The sequence below is a fragment of the Paenibacillus sp. R-74696 genome (assembly GCF_055814915.1).
Genome location: NZ_JBPULM010000017.1, coordinates 93,028 through 111,757 on the forward strand (window position 1 = coordinate 93,028; position 18,730 = coordinate 111,757).

Below are 18,730 nucleotides of genomic sequence, written 5' to 3' on the forward strand. Positions count from 1 at the left end.
AATCGAATTTAAAATGAAAGTGCAAATCAAAATGAACCCAAAAAACGGAGGTAATTGACTATGAAATTTTTTATCGATACGGCTAATGTGGAAGATATCAAGAAAGCTTACAAAATCGGCGTATTATCCGGTGTTACTACTAACCCATCTTTGGTTGCTAAAGAAGGCGTGAAATTTGAAGATCGTATTGCTGAGATTTTGCAAATCGTGCCTGAGGTTGAATCCGTTTCTGCGGAAGTAACGCCTAATGCCATTACAGCTGAAGAAATGATCGCTGAAGCGGACGAGCTGATCAAAATCAACAACAACGACAAAAATATTACAATCAAGCTTCCGATGAACCTTGCTGGACTGGAAACTTGTCGTTACTTGACGAAAAAAGGCGTGAAAACGAACGTAACGCTTATTTTCACAGTCAACCAAGCGCTTCTAGCTGCTCGTGCTGGCGCAACTTATGTTTCTCCGTTCCTCGGCCGTCTGGACGATATTTCGGAGGATGGCGTTCTGCTAGTGTCGAAAATTGCTGAATTGTTCCGCACACACCAGCTGGATGCGCAAATTATTGCGGCTTCGGTTCGTCACCCGGATCACGTTACTCGCGTAGCGATGGCTGGCGCGCATATTGCAACTGTACCATTCGCGGTTATCGAGCAAATCTCGAAGCATCCGCTTACTGATCAAGGTATGGAGAAATTTGCTGCTGATTGGAAAAAAACTTCCCTGTAAGAAGGGGCTTATAATTTAACCCTCGAATGGCAGCTTTGCTGCCAGAGGATGGCGACAGCCGTTTACGCTTATATAAAAAGAGTTTGAATAGGACTGGGAGGCAGAAAACCGTGAGTAAACAGCAAATTGGTGTCGTAGGTCTTGCCGTTATGGGCAAAAACCTTGCTTTAAATATTGAAAGCAGAGGGTTCTCGGTTGCGCTATTCAACCGTTCCCCAGAAAAAACAAATGAGCTTCTGGAAGAAGCCAAAGGTAAAAATTTTGTAGGTGCATACAGCGTCGAAGAGTTTGTAAACTCGCTTGAAACACCGCGCAGAATTTTAATTATGGTCAAAGCAGGCGCGCCAACAGATGATACGATTAATCAGCTTGTGCCGTTTCTAGACCAAGGGGACATATTGATTGATGGCGGCAACGCTTATTTCCCTGATACGCAAAGAAGAAATGAAGAGCTTTCGGCTAAAGGCTTCCGCTTTATCGGTGCGGGCGTTTCCGGCGGCGAAGAGGGCGCACTTAAAGGTCCAGCGATTATGCCAGGCGGTCAAAAAGACGCTTATGAGCTCGTTGAGCCAATCCTGACAGCTATTTCTGCGAAAGTGAATGGCGATGCTTGCTCCACTTATATTGGTGAAGGCGGCGCTGGACACTATGTGAAAATGGTGCACAACGGCATCGAGTATGGCGATATGCAGCTGATTGGCGAGGCGTATCATTTGCTGAAAGATGTGCTTGGTGTAAGTACAACTGAGCTGCATAACATTTTCACCGAATGGAATAATGGCGAGTTGGACAGCTATTTGATCGAAATTACAGCTGACATTTTCTCGAAAACAGACCCAGCTACAGGCAAGCCGATGGTCGATGTAATTCTCGATTCTGCTGGCCAAAAGGGAACGGGCAAATGGACGAGCCAAAGCGCTCTAGATCTCGGCGTCCCATTGTCGATCATTACCGAATCCGTATTCTCGCGCTTCATCTCTGCGATGAAAGAGGAGCGCGTAGCGGCAAGCAAGAAGCTGAATGGCCCTGCGGTATCGAGCTATGACGGCGATGCGCAAGAGTTTATTGAAGCGGTCCGCAAAGCGCTATTCGCGAGCAAAATCGCTTCGTACGCCCAAGGCTTCGCGCAAATGCGCGCTGCTTCCGACCAGTACAACTGGAACCTGAACTATGGCAGCATCGCGATGATTTTCCGCGGCGGCTGCATTATCCGTGCAGGCTTCCTACAAAACATTAAAGATGCCTATGACCGTGATCCGGAGCTTAAAAACTTGTTCCTCGATGATTATTTCGGCGGAATCGTAGATAACTACCAAGAAGCTTGGAGAAAAGTGATTGCGATTGCCGTAACAAGAGGGATTCCGGTTCCTGCTTTCGCATCGGCACTGGCTTACTATGATAGCTATCGTACAGAAAGACTGCCAGCTAACCTGCTGCAAGCACAGCGTGATTATTTTGGAGCGCATACGTTTGAGCGTCTGGATCAACAAGGCAGCTTCCATTTTCAATGGATGGAAAATAACGAATAGGAAATACTTAGTTACAAATAAGTAAATAATTGGAAAATTAACAAGAAGGTTGGCCTCGCATTGTGAGGTCAGCTTTTTGTTGAATTTTGTAGGAATAACGGTGAGTCGCTAATCTGGCGATGCTGAGATGCTGACGATTCAAGAGTGTAGGCGCAGCACACATGCGATGGCAGTTAAGATCGCTGTTGCGGAGACTGAGCAGCCTCCTCTTTTTTTTGCAGACAGAGATTCCGCTATTTTGGATTTTGATGCGTTTTACGAGCTATTGAATAGATGATGGACTTTTTTCGAAAGGCCAGTTGCTGAAAATGTTCAGCAGCTGGTTTTTCGTGTTTGAATTGTCTAATTTTTAGGTGGTTTGATGACGCATTTTTATGGTATTATGTGGGTGGTATTTGTGGTATATTGGGAATAGTTCCGTTTTTTCCACCTAAGGGGAGATACCCCTAGACCATTTCCGACCCCACTAAAGCGTTTCATTGCCTTCACGCAGCCAGGTACATCAATCCAAATACCCGCCAATATCTGTTTAATATTGAGAGGGGTTTCATCATTTATACACCCTTCATAAGGCTCTAACAAGCAGAGTCGTCATTTCTTGTACAATTCCAATAAAAAACTGCGGTTATTCGCCAAAATCAGAAAGCGCCGACACCAGCAGCAATACATAAAAGTTACATGATTTGTAACTTAAATATAAATATAGACATAAAAATAAATATTGTAAAAAAACATAGAATTATGGTATAACTTTATTAACGGCGTTATTGGTTGCATCGACGGCCGCATCTTTGTTAAGCAACATTCCTCAAGAGATATAGTCGTCTACTCCTTTAGCGACACATTCAACTATGAATGAACTTCTCTCAACCCACCCACAACTTTTGTTTTCCTTTCTGACGCACTTTCATCCAGATGAGTTTGTACAATTGAAGACTGCTGTTTTAAGCTGCACTGCCTATGTTATTCCATTTAAGGAGTGAGTGCCGAGCGATGTCTATCCCAAGACAATGAAAGCGCTCTCTAACTTGACGGCTATTTATGCTGCCTCAGGAATGACATGCAATCTTTTATCCAATAAAGGAGCTGAAACAATGGAAAACGTACAGCTATCGATCGAAAATCAAATTAAAAACATGATTGTTACTAAGTTTGGACTGGACATCTCGCCAGAGGATATCAACGATGATGATCCGCTATTTGATGTGAATGAACAGGGTGAAGGGCTCGACCTGGATTCTGTTGACGCTTTGGAGCTGGCGGTTGGACTGAAGGAGCTTTTTGGCGTTAAGCCGCAAAGCAGTGATATGTCTGTTTTCAAGAGCGTTGGCTCGATTGCAAACATCATCCGCAGCACGATCGGGGATTAATCAATGAGCAGACCGCAAGCCGTAGTAACCGGAATTGGAATCATCGCGCCAGGCGGCTCAAACAGAGAAGCTTTCTTCCAGTCAATTGTGAATGGCGCCAGCGGACTTCGGGCTCACGAGAAGCTGAAAAAGCTTGGCGTAAGCGGCGAGGTAGCTGGCAGCGTTGACAAGCTGTATCGAGAAATGGAAGAGGATGAACGGGCCGTTCAAATGACTTATGCCGCACTTGATGAAGCTTTGGCGGACAGCGGACTGACGAAAGAGGATATTGGCAAGCTGGAAGCAAGAGCGGGCTTGTCCCTTTCAGAATCTGTCCCAGGCCATATTAAAACGATGAGATATATTCAAAATAATCGGGAGCAGAAGTGGAATGACCCCGATGGGCTTATCGAAATTCCATCTATGCTTTCAAATATTGTTTCGTATGTAGACATAAGGGGCCAAGCCTACACAACCATGTCGGCCTGTGCCGCTGGAACTGCGGGAGCAGGAATCGCTCTAGACGCTATTCGCAACGGAATGGCTGATTTAATGGTCGTTGTTGGAGCAGAGCCCTTATCGGATAACTACATTGCCGGGTTTCACAGCCTTCAGTCCATGAGTCTGGGTGGCTGTGTGCCGTTTGATAAGGACAGGGACGGCATGTCGCTTGGCGAAGGAGCCGCCGTTTTTATCGTGGAGACGCTGAATGGAGCGAAGGCAAGAGGAGCCCACATCTACGGCGAGCTGCTGGGATACGGCTTAAGCAATGATGCCTATCATATTACAAGTCCCGATCCTGAAGGAGAAGGGGCTGTACGGACGATGCGGATGGCTTTGGAGGATGCGGGCTTGCAGCCGGGAGACATTGATTATGTCAATGCCCATGGAACAGCAACCGAGCTGAATGACCTAATGGAAATGAGAGCGTTGTCCAAGGTTTTTGGAACCGAGGAGAAGCCGTCCCAGGTTATGATTTCTTCAACGAAGGCGGTTACGGGCCACTGCTTGGGAGCTGCGGGAAGCGTGGAGCTGGCGGCAACCTTGCTTGCCATAGATCGTGGCATTGTGCCTCCAACTGCATTTCTGAAGAAACAGCCTGAACCTTTTCAGCACCTTCAGATTGTTAAAGGGAACTATGAGGAACGGTCAATCAAATACGCGATGTCCAACTCATACGCCTTCTTCGGCCATTCTGCAAGTATAGTTGTCGGAAAGGTCTAAGGCATCATACACCATATGCTGGGAGCTGTCAGGGATGGAAACCATTGATATTGCAAAAGGCCTGCCTCATCGTTACCCGTTTGTCATGGTAGACCGAATTACTGAGGCCCTTTACATGAAGCGTTCCAAAGGCTACAAAAATATAAGCTTTAATGAGCAGTGGGCAGTTGGACATTTCCCCGATGAACCTATTTATCCAGGCGTTCTCATGATTGAGACGATGGCGCAGGTCGGCGGATTTATTTTTTACAACGAGGAGAGCCCTGCGGCCCACAAATTTTATTTAAGCGCGGTTAACCAGATCAAGTTCATGCATCCGGTTGTGCCGGGGGATACATTTGCGGTAGAAGCAGAATTAGTTGAGTCCTTCCACATCTTTCACCAGATTAAATGTACGGCTGCAGTCGGCGATAAAATAGTCGCTTCTGGACTGCTGACCTTAAGCTATTCCAATTAAATAAAAGTGGTATTTAATTCCGCAGTGCATAATTCATAAATTTGGGAGAATCCATATGCATAAAATATTTGTTACGGCTGTTGGAGCGATAAGCTGTGCAGGGTCCGGTGCAGATGAATTTTGGGAAGGCATAAACGCACAGGCGGCAGTGAGGCCAGATGAGCTTAAGCTGCCGGTGGATATTCCGCAAAATATTGAAAATCGGGTTGCCAGACGGATGGATCGGTTTTCACGGTTGACCATGAGCGCCTCGAAACAAGTGCTTGATGAAGAGTTGATCGTGCAGGAGCAATTGGATCATAACCGGATTGGCACTGTTTTTACGACAGGATATGGTCCATTGGTATCTAACCTTGCCCTCAGCAATCAAATTGTCTCAGGTGGCGTTGATATGGTGAGTCCCACCGTATTCGCAAGTACGGTATACAACTCGGGAATCGGCCATGTTTGCTTGAGTTTAAAGCTGAAGGGTGCGAGCACTATACTAACGGGCAGTAATGCGGTTGCCTATGCATCTGATCTGCTCAAAAGCGGTAAGGCAGATGCGATATTATGCGGCGGGGTAGAGGAATATTGCCAAGAGCTGCTCGAATCCTTTCAGCAGCAGGCCTACGTCACAAAGGATGAAAACTATTTGTGCAGACCTCTAGACCGTAATAGAAGCGGAACGAGAATGACCGAGGGCGCCGCTGCATTGCTGCTTGAAACAGAGAGCGTGTTAGTCTGCAGTCCGGAACGTATCGTTTGCGAGGTTGTCGGATATGCAAGCTTAATAGGGAAAGGCTACCTGGGCAAAGACCGTGCCGATGCGGATTCAAAGCTATTCGCTCGTGTGATGGATATGGCGCTCAAGCATGCCTCGATTTCTCCAAGTGTTATTGATGGCATTTTGATGGCTGCCGGAGGCGGACGTTATACCGACAAGGCGGAAGCCGGGGCCATTCATGAAGTTTTTGGTCAGCGTGCCGCTTCCATACCGGTTTCTTCGATTAAGGGAGCAACGGGCGAAACGCTTGGGGCTTCGTTTATGTTGAATGTCGCGGCAGGGGCCCTCGCCATTGCCAAAGGAAGCATGCCTTTAACTGCAGGCTGCACCGAGCCGGATGCCGCTTTAGAGCTGGATATCGTCCATCAGGAGCCGCGTTTAGGCGATTATGAATATTTATTAGTAAATGGATATGATGTCAACGGATGCTTGCACAGCGTCATCCTTGGAACAGTCCGGAGGTGAACCTTTGAAATTTGCCAATAAAGTCGTCTTTATTACCGGAGGAGCAAGAGGGATCGGGTGCGCCATCGTACAGGCTTTTGCTAGTGAAGGGGCTACTGTTCTCTTTACCTACAACAGCAGTGAGGACGAAGCTGCGAAGCTGGAAGCTTCCCTGCAGGAAAATGGGGGCAAGGCGAAAGCGTTCGCGCTGGACGTATCCGATCATATGAATACGCTTGCTGTAATCGAGGAGGCTGTTCAGGAGTTTGGAAAGATTGATGTGCTGGTCAACAATGCGGGCGTAACGGAAGATGGTTTTCTGATGCTGATGGAGGAATCCTCCTGGGATAAGGTCATCAATACAAATTTGAAGGGCGCCTACAATTGCTGCAAAGCGGTGCTGCCTTCGATGATCAGCAAGAGGTGCGGAGTCATCGTGAATATTTCCTCCGTTTCCGCTTTAGCTGGTGCATCAAGTCAGACGAATTATAGCGCGTCCAAGGCTGGTCTTATTGGCTTGACTCGATCACTATCAAGGGAAGTTTCCGGAAAAAACATCCGTGTGAATGCCATTGCACCAGGATATATCGTTACGGATATGCTCGGGAAAGTTCCCGATCGCGTGCGCCGTCATTTTGTTGATAAAATTGCCTGCGGCCGGTTAGGCGAGGCTGATGAAATTGCAAAGGTAGCCCTATTCCTAGCTTCTGACGATGCAAGCTACATATATGGACAGACGATTATTGTCGATGGAGGAATGATTTAAGGCAGCCTTGAAAGTGAAAACGAACGATTTTAGGGAGGTTAAATGATGAGTGGGGAAGTAAAAGTAGCGGATTTTAATGCGAGGTTTAATGAAATTTTGCAAAAAAATATTGAGCTGTTGACGATTGATGAGAGTGTATTGCAATCGGATTTAGAAACGGTAGGCCTTAACTCGATTTCCTTTGTTAAATTAATCGTAGCCTTGGAAAATGAATTTGATGTCGAGTTTGAAAATGAAATTTTAATTATCGATCATTTTGCTACCTTGGGGCAGTTTAAGGAAAGCGTACAAAAGCTAGTAGAAGGGCAAGATCATTAATTTTCTCCGCTCGCGGGGCTCAGTGCGGCAATCTTACCCTATAGTGGAGGGCACTTATGCAAATAGCAAGCCGTAACTCTGCATTCTTTTCGATGCGCCGGTTGTTTGTCTTCCTTAAGCCCTATCGGTTTTGGGTAGCGCTCAAGCTGATAAGCACGGTCATTATAGCGGCAAATGATATTTTGCTCATCTATATTATTAATCTTTTATTTTCGTCCACCCAGACTGGTGATATGGATGGCGTGATGCAGGCTGTAAAATTAATCCTCCTTTTTATAGTGACAGGCATCATTGTGAATTTCTTCAGCGTTTATTCTTCGGGACGCTATAGCGCCTTTGTAACCCGAGATTTGAAAAATAAAGTGAGCGAGCATATTAATAAACTGCCTATTTCGTATATGGAAGCTCGCCACTCCGGCGACTTTAGCTCCAGAATGACGAACAGCATCAATCAAATTGAAGGGTTTATTTACAATGATTTTGCCGCTCTTATTTTTCATATTGTCCGGGTCGTTGCCTGTATTGCGGTTATGTTTTATATGAATTGGCAGCTTACGCTGTTTTGCTTCGGCATGCTGCTGTTCATGACCTTTTTGAGTGAAAAAATCAGCCGCCCGTTAAATCAATATGCGGCAGATGTGCAGCAAAGCATGGCTCAAATGAGCACGGTTGTTCAAGATACAATTGGCGGCATCTATATGATCAAGTCTTACAATCTGGTACAGGTTGTGTATCAAAAGTGCCAGCTGCTGCTTGACAAGCTGCTTGAGCATTTTCTGAGAATCGAGAAACGCGTTGCTGCTATTGGGGCACTCAGTGTATTTGTCCGAACGGCTCCGCTGGTTGTGTTCTTTCTGTTCGGCGGATATTTGGTTAGCGAAGGACAGCTTTTAATAGGCGCTTTAATCGCGTTTGTGCAGTTCATTAATTATCTCGTGTCCGGGATGGGAGAAATTCCAAATCAGATTAGCCGATTCAAAATAACAGCTGGCGTTGTCGATCATCTCTTTGAATTGCTGGATGCTGAAACAGAACGGATGGATGGCAAGCAGCCGGAAAACCTTTCGGCATCAGCTCCTGCACTTGAATTTAAACAGGTTACTTTTTCCTATGACGATCATTCGAAGGTGCTTGACGAGGTCAGCTTTACATTGCCGCAAGGTAAAACGGTCGCCTTGGTTGGGCCAAGCGGTTCAGGCAAATCGACCATCTTTAAACTTATAACCGGTTTTTATGATTATAAGGGTGGGCAAATCAAGCTTTACAACGAGCCGCTCACCGATTGGAAGCTATCATCCGCAAGGGCGCTCATTTCACATGTTTCGCAGGATACATTCCTTTTTCCAGGCTCCATCGCCGAAAATATTGCGTGCACGGATGACGGCTACCGCATAGAAGACGTAGAAACCGCAGCTAAGCTTGCCAATATCCATGAATTTATTCGGGTACTTCCACAAGGATACGATACGCTTGTCGGTGAACGGGGAGTAAAGCTGTCCGGCGGACAAAAGCAGCGGATAGCGATTGCCAGGGCCATATTAAAGGATGCTCCCATTTTGCTGCTGGATGAGGCGACTTCGGCGCTTGATTCCGAATCCGAACAGCTTGTTCAACAATCCATTAACCGGATTATGCGAAACAAAACGGTTCTGGTAGTCGCACATCGCCTTTCTACGGTCATGAATGCAGACCACATTTTGGTGCTGAACGAGGGGCGTATTGAAGAAAGCGGCACACATGAAGAGCTGCTTGCAAAAAACGGCACTTATCATCGTCTTTACAACAATCAGGCAAGCAATCGTGGAGACCAGCCGTACGGGCTTGGTCAAGAGGGGGCATAGTTGCTTGAAAAAAAGCAATAAACAACAAATTGCGAGACTTGCCCAATTGCTTGGTCGGCGCAAACTAGCTTTTATTCTCAGTTTTCTGGGCTTCGGTCTCATGAGCTCAAGCGTATCAATTATTACAGCCATGCTGGTCTCTACTTTTCTCGATGCGATAACAGAGAAAAATATGGCTGCCGTTATGACGCTCAGCATCCAGTTCATGCTCATCGTCATTGCTATGTGCATACTAACGCCCCTTTTCCAATATTGGTACGGTAAAACGGTCAAGACGATCATGAACAGCATGCGGCTTCGCGTTTTTCATCATATGGAGAAGCTTCCGGTTACTTATTACGAGAACAGCCATAGTGGTGACAGCCTGTCCAGAATTACAAATGATCTGCAGACGATGGAAAATGCCTTCTCTGGAGAAGCGCTTACGCTTCTTTCCTTAATGGCTACCGGGACAATATCAGCCGTTATTATGTTTTATCTGGACTGGAGATTTGCCGTTGCCATGATTTTTTTAGGATTGCTGTCTACGTATGTGAACTCAAGATACGCAAAGCCGTTTAGAACGATTGGCACCGAAATTCAGGAGCAGTCCGGCGTTCAGCTCGAGCGGTTAACGAATCTCGTTGCTGGCACTCAGGTGAGCAGAACGTTTCAGATGGTCGATGGGATGAACCGCAAGTACAAGGAGACGACGACTCGGCTTGCAAACTTGTTTTTACTGCGAGCGAAAAAAAGCGCCTATTTAACAAGCACCAATTATTTTCTGCTGTGGATCAATAATGGCGGTGCTTTTATTATTGGAGCTTTTATGCTGATTAACGGCCAGCTGACAATCGGCAGCTTGCTAGGGGTTATTTTACTGCTGGAGAACGTAACGAATCTCTTCCGCAATTTAGGCGTTTTCTGGGCCAACTTGCAATCCTCGCTGGCGGGGGCTGACCGGGTGTTTGATCTGCTGGATGTAGCAGAAGAACCTGAGCGATATGCAGCTGTCTCGAAGGAGGCTGCGGTCGCAAGCTCAAACGAAGATGAAATGCTTGATTTCAAAAACGTATCGTTTGCCTACCACAAAGACGAAAATGTGCTAAACCGCTTGAATCTTCAGGTGGACAAAGGACAGCATGTCGCGCTTGTAGGGCCCAGCGGGGGCGGCAAAAGCACGATAATGAAGCTGCTGCTTGGTTTTTATCCATTCTCCGACGGCGATATACGAATTGCGGGCAAAAGCTTTGCGGAATATTCACTTGAGGAGCTTAGGGATAGGATGGCTTACGTTTCTCAGGATCCCTATCTGTTTGAAGGAACGATCGAGCAAAATATTCGCTACGGAAAAATGGACGCGACGGCTGAGGAGGTTATAGAGGCAGCGCGTGCAGCCTTTGCCCATGATTTTATTACGGAGCAGACAGATGGCTATAACACCGCGGTTGGCGAAAGAGGTGTGAGGCTGTCCGGTGGTCAAAAGCAGCGAATAGCCATTGCCAGAGCCATATTGAAAAATGCGCCTATTTTGCTGCTCGACGAGGCAACCTCAGCACTTGACAGCGATTCAGAGCTGGCGGTCCAGCAAGGAATCGAGCGGCTGATGGAAGGGAAAACGACGATTGCCATCGCCCACCGGCTATCCACCATTGAGCAAGCGGACACGATTGTAGTCGTTGACCACGGGAGGATTATGGAGCAGGGCAAGCATGACGAGCTTCTGGCAGCTGGTGGCGCATACAGCCGCCTCCATCATACACAGAAGCGAACGCAAGAGTGGCTTCCACAAGCGATGCAGCAGGAAGCTTAAGTATTATAGGCTGGCGGCAACGCTGCCGCTCGATAGATTTTAAAGAAATAAGGAAGGGTGAAATGATGAGGATACTTGGCATTAGCGGCGGAATCGATTTCCCTCATGAGGATGGATATGTAACAACGATATTGAATTCAGAGGTTCATGATGCTTCAGCTGTATTAATTGAGAATGGGCAAGTGGTTGCCGCCTATGAGGAAGAACGTCTCAATCGAATTAAGCACTCAGGAAAGCTGCCGATTTTATCGATTCGCCGTTGTCTGGAGCTGGGTGGAATACGTTTGGACGATGTGGATAAAATCGTCTTTTACTGCGAGGAAACCCAGTTTAAATATGAAACGACTACTCACCGGCATCAGTATCGACAATTTCCGTACAGCGATCCAAAGGCGTGGGTGGTCGAACGACTAAAGCAATTTTTTGATACGGATTTTAATAAAGAGAATGTAGTGTTTGAGAACCACCACTATTGTCATGCGGCGAGCGCCTATTATATGTCCGGCTTTGATGAAGCGCTTGTCGTTACAATAGATGGCGCTTCCTTGGAAGGGAAAGCTGGAATAGTGCTTGATGCTGAAGGGACTTCGCTCAAGGCGCTCAGCCATATTTCCAACGATGACAGCTTAGGGGCCTTTTACACGCAAATTATCGAATTTCTCGGCTATACCACTCATGATGAATATAAAGTAATGGGGCTCGCTCCATATGGAGATCCTGCTAAATTCAGAAGGCTGTTCAAGAAAGCGTTCACCTTGCTGCCAGAAGGGAAATTCCGGCTTAATAGAAGCTTCTATTATGTGCTGATGGATTCAATGCCGAACCCGCGGTTGAAGGGTGAACTGTTTACCCAGGAGCATAAGGACATCGCGGCTGCGCTTCAGGAAGCGCTCGAAAATGTTGTCATGCATATGCTCGCCCATTTTCAGCAGGCTACTGGGCGAAAAAAGCTGTGCATGGCTGGTGGCGTAGCGCACAACTGTACGCTAAACGGAAAAATTTTGTATTCCGGCTTATTCGACGAGGTGTTCGTGCAGCCTGCGGCACATGATGCGGGCAATGCGCTTGGAGGAGCACTGCTGCAGTCCCGCAAGCTGGCTCCAAGCTTGCAGACAGAAACGCTGCGGCATCTTTACTGGGGGAGCGATATTCAGAACAATGATCGCATACTGGAAATTTTGAAGCAATGGGATCGGTTCGTTACCTACCGCAAAGCAGATCATGTTGTCGAAGTTGCGGCTAAGCTAATTGCGGAGGGAGCAGTTATCGGTTGGGTGCAGGGACGCTCGGAGTTTGGCCCCCGGGCGCTAGGCAACCGCAGCATATTGGCTGATCCGCGTCCAGTGGAAAACAAAAGCATTATTAATGCCATGGTGAAAAAACGGGAGGGCTACCGGCCGTTTGCCCCTTCCATATTGGAAGAATATGCGGACGATTATTATGTGCTGCCGCAGACAAAAGCCCCTTACTCCTACATGAATTTCGTGCTGAAGACAAGGGAGGACAAGCAGGAGCTGCTCGGCGCGGTCACTCACGTTGACGGCACGGCGCGCATTCAAACGGTATCTCGTGAAACGAATGAGAGGTACTGGCACTTAATTGATGAATTCCGCAAGCTGACGGGTGTGCCGGTGCTTCTGAATACATCGTTTAACAACAATGCGGAGCCGATTGTAGATTCAGAAGAGGACGCCATTGTCAGCTTCCTGACCACCAATATTAACACCTTGATTATCGGAGACTACGTCATTGATAAAAAAACGGTCGGCAAGGAAGAATTTATGAAGTTTGTGCCGAAACGGCCGCTTAGCTCGGAGCTGAAGAAGTCAGTCGGCTATACAGCCGAAGGAAGCAAGAAAACCAGTTACGGAATACGCCTCCACTTTGGAGATAAATATAAGACTGCGTTATCGGAAGAGATGTACCGGCTGCTAGAGCTATCCGACGGGGATAAGACGCTGGCAGAGCTGGTTGAGCTTGCAGACTGCGGAAATAAGACCGAAGAGGATATCGTAGATGAATTGATAGACTTATGGTCTTTGCGGCTGATTCATTTGCGTCCATTTGAAACCATTGCTTTAGCTACCGTTTGAAGGATGCAGTAAAAGGCGGAGCAGGAAAATCTAGTAAAGAGAATAGATAGGAGGATGATCATGCTAGTATTAGGTCTTAATGGCGGCATAGAATTGCCGCATGAGGATTTGAAGGTGTTTGGCTACGGCGGAATTGCGCACGACTCTGCTGCTGTTCTTATTAAAGACGGGGTGGTAATTGCCGCCTCAGAGGAAGAAAGGCTGAACCGGGTGAAGCATACCGGCAAGGCTCCGCTGCAAACGATCCATTTATGCTTGAAGCGGCTCGGCATTACGTTCGCAGATATTGATAAGGTTGTTATAACGACAAGAGAGCAGGAGACCAACCTGCTTGTGCGGGATGAGTTTTTCTATCGCGACTCCTTGCATAAAAATACGAGAGAGCTGCTGGTTGATTTCTTTTACCAGATTGACGGCACGAAATACGACCCGAATAATATCGTTTTTGTCGACCACCACATTTGCCATGCAGCCAGCGCGCATTTCATGTCCGGCTTTGACCGCAGCTTGACGGTTACGATTGATGGGGAATCGCAGGAGGGCTACGCCGGCTATATTATTAGTGCTGAAGGAACGAGCTTCAAAATCCTTGACCGCATCTCGAATGAAAACAGCTTGGGCTCCTTCTATATTTCGGTTATCCGCATGCTGGGCTATCACCAGCACGATGAATACAAGGTAATGGGACTCGCGCCGTATGGCGATCCAAGCAAATTCAGACGGATGCTAAGAAAAGCATATGTCCTGCTTCCCGAAGGCAAGTTCAAAATTAATTTGGCCTGGTCAACTGCACTTTTCGATTTTATGACGCCAAGAAAGAAGGGCGGTCCTATTACTCAGGAGCATATGGATTTGGCCGCTTCCCTGCAGGAGGCGCTGGAAACGATTGTCATGCATATGCTAACGCATTATCAGCAGGCAACCGGACATACGAAGCTTGCCATGGCAGGCGGTGTAGCGCATAACTGCTCCATGAATGGAAAAGTACTTTATGCGGGGCTTTTCGATGAGGTTTTCGTACAGCCGGCTGCACATGATGCAGGCAATGCGCTGGGCGGTGCCTTGTTCGTATCCAATAAATTTGCGCCTGACAAGTCGCTGGAGAAGCTGCAGCATCTGTATTGGGGAAGCGAAATTCAAGGCAATGAGGGCTTGGAGCAAATTTTAAAACGGTGGGAACGTTTCGTCAGCTTCCGCAAGGTGGACAATATCGCCGAGGAGACAGCCAAGCGAATTGCGGATGGGGCCGTCTTTGGTTGGGTTCAGGGGCGCTCCGAATTTGGTCCGCGCGCGCTAGGCAACCGCAGCATTCTTGCTGATCCAAGGCCAGCGGAGAACAAGAGCATTATTAACGAGATGGTGAAGAAACGGGAGGGCTACCGGCCGTTTGCGCCATCGATTTTAGAAGAGCATGTGGGCGACTACTATGAGATGCCGCGTACGAAAGCGCCTTACTCGTATATGAATTTTGTACTCATGACAAAAGAGGATAAGCAGCCGCTGCTTGGAGCCGTTACACATGTCGATGGCACCGCTCGCATTCAGACGGTATCAAAAGAAACGAATGAACGGTATTGGGAGCTAATTAATGAATTCCGGAAATTGACCGGGGTGCCGATTTTGCTGAACACGTCGTTCAACAACAATGTTGAGCCAATCGTAGATTCGGAGGAGGATGCGATCGCAAGCTTCCTGACGACGAATATCCACTACTTGGCTATCGGCGATTATATGGTAGACAAAAAGGAAGTAGACAAGGCTGATTATTTGCATATGGTGCCGACGAGGCTGGTCAATTCAGAATTAAAAAAATCGATTGGCTATTCCGCCGAGGGCACGAAACGCACACTCCATGAAGTAAGGCTTCATTTTGGAGATAAATACAAAAAAGTGATACCGGAGGAAGTGTTCCTCATGCTGGAGCTTTCAGACGGCCAAAAATCGCTGGACGAGCTTGCCGATGAACTCGGCGGCACTGCCCTGACAAAACCGGAAATAGCAGAGCATTTTATCGAGCTTTGGTCGCTTCGGCTCGTTCATCTCAGACCATCCGAGCGCGTGGCAGCCCTATCGGCTAAGCATTAAGGAGCCGGGATGAAGAAGCTGAAGCTGCTTGCCTTTCCTTTTGCCGGTGCCTCGTCCATGTACTACTACAAGTGGAAAAAACATATGCCCGACCATATCGACTTTGTGCCTGTGAAGCTTGCAGGCAGAGGTGCCCGGCCAAGAGATCCTTTGTACAACACCTTTGATGAGGCGATTGAGGACGTGTATGAGCAAATCGACAAGATTATTGACGATGGCCCTTATGCTTTTTTTGGCCACAGCATGGGTAGTATGCTTGCTTTTGAATTGTCGCATAAGCTGAGGGAACAAAAACGTCATGACCCTACGATGATATTCGTGTCTGGCAGATGGGCTCCCCATATTACAAGACCGGATTTAGTGAATCCAAGTACGCCAGACGAGCAGCTTAAAGAGCGGCTGCTGGAGCTTGGAGGAACATCTCCGGAGCTGTTTGAAAACCCGCTGCTTGCGGATGCATTCCTTCCAATATTGCGGGCCGATTTTTATGCGATGGAATCCTATGTTTATGACGGCAGCAGAGAGCCATTGTCAACAGCCATTAATGCGATGACAGGCGTGAAAGACTGGGATGTCAATAAGCGGGATTTTGCCGAATGGGGCAAGCACACGACTGGCGAATTTTCAGTTCATAAATTTATGGGCGGACATTTTTATATTAACGACAGCTTTGACACGGTCATTCAGCATATCAATCGCACCTTGCTTAGCAGCGTACGCTAAGCGAGCGAATTGACCTTTGCGCTGAACCTATAAAACGAATGGGGGTGAGCCAGCGGTTATGTACAAGCAGCAGCTCATGCATCATATTTTCGCAGCAAACCGTGAAATAGTTGATCGGGGAATCACATTTATCAACGAGGCAGACGAGGAAGAGTTTGTCTCCTACCGCCAGCTTTACGAGCGTTCGCTATGTCTGCTCCAGGATTTGCGTCATCACGGGGTGCAGGCGGGCCACGAGCTGTTGTTGCAAATACAGGATAACCGGTTGTTTCTTGAAGTTTTCTGGGCTTGCATACTGGGGCGGATTATCGCCGTCCCAGTAACCGTGGCAACCAATGATGAAACGAAGCTGAAGGTGAATAAGGTGTGGGGCAAACTAAGCACCCCGCATATTATTGGCAGCGAAGCAACGATGAACGGTTTGGCTTCATTTGCAGAGGAGTACCCGGAATGTGGTTCAAGTGTGGACGTCATGAAAGCCCAATTCATAAACACGGCGTCCTTAAAAGGGGAGAGCAGTGCGGATCTTGTGGAGGCTGAACCAGAGGATATTGCATTTATTCAGTTCTCTTCTGGATCGACGGGCGACCCGAAAGGTGTGGTGCTAACCCATAGCAACGTTATGGCGAACGTCGCAGCCATGCAGAAAGTATGGAATTTAGATGCAGGTGGGCGGGTATTAAGCTGGATGCCGCTCACGCATGACATGGGTTTAATTGCGATGCATCTTCTGCATGCCTATACACAATCCTCGCAGTTTATTATGCGGACGAAGCTGTTTATTCTTAACCCGCTTCTGTGGATAGAGAAGGCCAATAGGCACCGTATTAATATGCTGTACAGTCCCAATTTCGGCTATAAATATTTTTTGGCCTTTTACGATCAAGAGCATGACTACGGCTGGGATTTATCCGGCCTTTCCTGCCTTTGCAACGGGGCAGAGCCCATATCAACGGAAATTAGCGAGCGTTTTATGGAGCAGCTGGCAAAGTATAATCTCCCGCAGACGGCCATGAGACCGGCATACGGGCTTGCCGAAGGAACGGTTGGCGTTTGCTTCACCCCTCAACATGAGCCGTTCAAGTCTGTGGCTGTGGACCGGAGATTTCTCCAAGTAGGAGAGACCGTGCGTTTGCTCGAGCGAGGGGAGCCAAACAGTCTGCTTTATGTAGATGTAGGTGGTTCCATTGAAAGCTGCGAAGTTATGATTGCGGATGAACAGGGCAGTCCACTTCCTATGTCTACGGTCGGTTACATTTTAATTAAAGGGCCGAGCGTCACCCGAGGCTACTATAACGAACCAGAAGCAGCTGAAAGGCTGGCAGATGGCTGGCTGAATACAGCGGATATCGGATTTTTGCTTCATGGGCGGCTAGTCGTTGTTGGAAGGGCAAAGGACATATTGTTCGTCAACGGGCAAAATGTTTTCTCCCATGACATTGAAAGAGTGGCGGAGGAAATAGACGGGGTCGAGCTATGGAATGTCGCAGCCTGCGGAACGAAAGGGAAGCTCGCGGATACGGAGGAAGCATGCCTGTTCCTGTTGTACAGAGGTAAAAATCTGGAGGCGTTCTGCGAGCTTGCCAGCCGGGTCAAGCAGCATATTCACCGGAAGATGGGCATCTTTGTCGACCATGTTATCCCTGTCAAATCCATACCCAAAACAACGAGCGGAAAAATACAGCGCTATAAGCTGGGTGAGCAATACACGAGCGGGCAGTTTGACTCGCTTATTCGTGACATGGAGAGCATCAAAAGCAAGCAGGCTGCCTCCGAAAATACAGAGCAGCTGCTGCTCAGGCTCTGCCAAGACTTGCTGGGGCGGGAGCTTGGTATCCACGACCATTTTAATGAAAGCGGAGGCAACTCGCTGATTCTCACCCAGCTCTCCGATGAACTGGAAAAATGGCATGGCTGCAGCGTATCCGTGCCTGATCTGTACAAATATCCGACGATTGCTAAGCTGACTGCGTTTATCGACCGCGGCGGAAGTCTAAGCCTACCATCCGTCAGCATGGATGAAGCCTACTTTAACAAGGAGGGCAGTCAGGGCGTTTCAGCCTTTGAGGCTGAGCTGGATACCGTAACATGCAGCGTGCTTCAAGCTATGGCTGATGAGGCGAAGACGGACCTCAAGCATGTCCTGTTGTCCGGTTTTCTTTATTTGCTGAAGCTGGCATCCGGTGAGGACACGATTCATGTTCAAGTGGCGGCTGATGAAAATCAGTTCCGCTTGCTGACCATCGATTTTGCAGAGGTAGATTCCTTGGAGACGCTGATTGAGCTCGCTGTAACGAAGCTGGAAAACCGCAGCGGCAATGAGGTTGGAGATGAATCCGTCTATGCCGCTAAGGATTTGGATCGCATCCAGCAAAGTGAAGAGCTACGGATTTTGCCGCTCTTCGTTATTCAGGCAGATGCCGCCTCCACGCAAGGTCAATGGCTTGAAGTGTTTGATCTTGTGATCGAGCTCGCAGAATACGATGAGCAAGTCGAGGTGCTGTGCGGCTTTAACTCCCGAAAACTGAAGGAGCACAAAATAAAGGAGCTTTTTACCCAATACATGCTGTTGCTCGCTGATATCGTGGAGAATAGCGATAAGGTTTCGGTCTAGCGA

The 18,730-nt window shown here is 47.8% G+C and carries 14 protein-coding genes; all 14 read left to right on the forward strand.

What is annotated here, in order from left to right; all coding sequences use genetic code 11:
- Window positions 1-60: 60 nt before the first annotated feature.
- Window positions 61-726, forward strand: a complete 666-nt coding sequence (fsa, locus tag ACSR9A_RS03095; protein ID WP_046230868.1) for a fructose-6-phosphate aldolase — start codon at window positions 61-63, stop codon at window positions 724-726.
- A gap of 110 nt (window positions 727-836) precedes the next feature.
- A complete protein-coding gene (gene gndA, locus ACSR9A_RS03100) occupies window positions 837-2,255 on the forward strand; it encodes an NADP-dependent phosphogluconate dehydrogenase (protein WP_430165836.1) in 1,419 nt (472 codons plus the stop codon).
- Window positions 2,256-3,349: 1,094 nt separating this feature from the next.
- The gene (locus tag ACSR9A_RS03105; protein ID WP_341282687.1) at window positions 3,350-3,625 is read left to right on the forward strand and encodes an acyl carrier protein; all 276 of its coding nucleotides are present in this window, start codon (window positions 3,350-3,352) and stop codon (window positions 3,623-3,625) included.
- 3 nt (window positions 3,626-3,628) lie between these two features.
- A complete protein-coding gene (locus tag ACSR9A_RS03110) occupies window positions 3,629-4,828 on the forward strand; it encodes a beta-ketoacyl-[acyl-carrier-protein] synthase family protein (protein ID WP_473755539.1) in 1,200 nt (399 codons plus the stop codon).
- 34 nt (window positions 4,829-4,862) lie between these two features.
- Window positions 4,863-5,285 (forward strand): 3-hydroxyacyl-ACP dehydratase FabZ, encoded by a 423-nt coding sequence (gene fabZ, locus ACSR9A_RS03115; protein ID WP_473755541.1) that lies wholly within the window; start codon window positions 4,863-4,865, stop codon window positions 5,283-5,285.
- A 55-nt stretch (window positions 5,286-5,340) separates the two neighbouring features.
- The gene (locus ACSR9A_RS03120; RefSeq protein ID WP_473755542.1) at window positions 5,341-6,516 is read left to right on the forward strand and encodes a beta-ketoacyl-[acyl-carrier-protein] synthase family protein; all 1,176 of its coding nucleotides are present in this window, start codon (window positions 5,341-5,343) and stop codon (window positions 6,514-6,516) included.
- A gap of 4 nt (window positions 6,517-6,520) precedes the next feature.
- Window positions 6,521-7,261 carry a 3-oxoacyl-[acyl-carrier-protein] reductase gene (fabG, locus tag ACSR9A_RS03125; protein ID WP_473755543.1) on the forward strand — a complete coding sequence of 247 codons (741 nt, stop codon included), beginning with the start codon at window positions 6,521-6,523 and terminating at the stop codon, window positions 7,259-7,261.
- Between the two features lie 45 nt (window positions 7,262-7,306).
- Window positions 7,307-7,579, forward strand: coding sequence for a phosphopantetheine-binding protein (locus ACSR9A_RS03130; RefSeq protein WP_473755544.1), 273 nt, complete (start codon window positions 7,307-7,309; stop codon window positions 7,577-7,579).
- 56 nt (window positions 7,580-7,635) lie between these two features.
- Window positions 7,636-9,420: an ABC transporter ATP-binding protein gene (locus tag ACSR9A_RS03135; protein ID WP_473755546.1), complete on the forward strand. Its 1,785-nt coding sequence runs from the start codon at window positions 7,636-7,638 to the stop codon at window positions 9,418-9,420.
- A gap of 4 nt (window positions 9,421-9,424) precedes the next feature.
- On the forward strand, window positions 9,425-11,212 hold the full coding sequence (locus ACSR9A_RS03140; RefSeq protein WP_473755547.1) for an ABC transporter ATP-binding protein: 1,788 nt from the start codon (window positions 9,425-9,427) through the stop codon (window positions 11,210-11,212).
- Window positions 11,213-11,274: 62 nt separating this feature from the next.
- Window positions 11,275-13,305: a carbamoyltransferase family protein gene (locus ACSR9A_RS03145; RefSeq protein WP_473755548.1), complete on the forward strand. Its 2,031-nt coding sequence runs from the start codon at window positions 11,275-11,277 to the stop codon at window positions 13,303-13,305.
- 60 nt (window positions 13,306-13,365) lie between these two features.
- Complete coding sequence (locus tag ACSR9A_RS03150; RefSeq protein WP_473755549.1) at window positions 13,366-15,390, forward strand: carbamoyltransferase family protein; 2,025 nt, start codon at window positions 13,366-13,368, stop codon at window positions 15,388-15,390.
- 9 nt (window positions 15,391-15,399) lie between these two features.
- Window positions 15,400-16,113 carry a thioesterase II family protein gene (locus ACSR9A_RS03155; protein ID WP_341282697.1) on the forward strand — a complete coding sequence of 238 codons (714 nt, stop codon included), beginning with the start codon at window positions 15,400-15,402 and terminating at the stop codon, window positions 16,111-16,113.
- Window positions 16,114-16,171: 58 nt separating this feature from the next.
- Entirely contained in the window at window positions 16,172-18,727 is a 2,556-nt protein-coding gene (locus ACSR9A_RS03160; protein WP_473755550.1) for a non-ribosomal peptide synthetase, read from the forward strand.
- The last annotated feature ends 3 nt before the right edge of the window (window positions 18,728-18,730 follow it).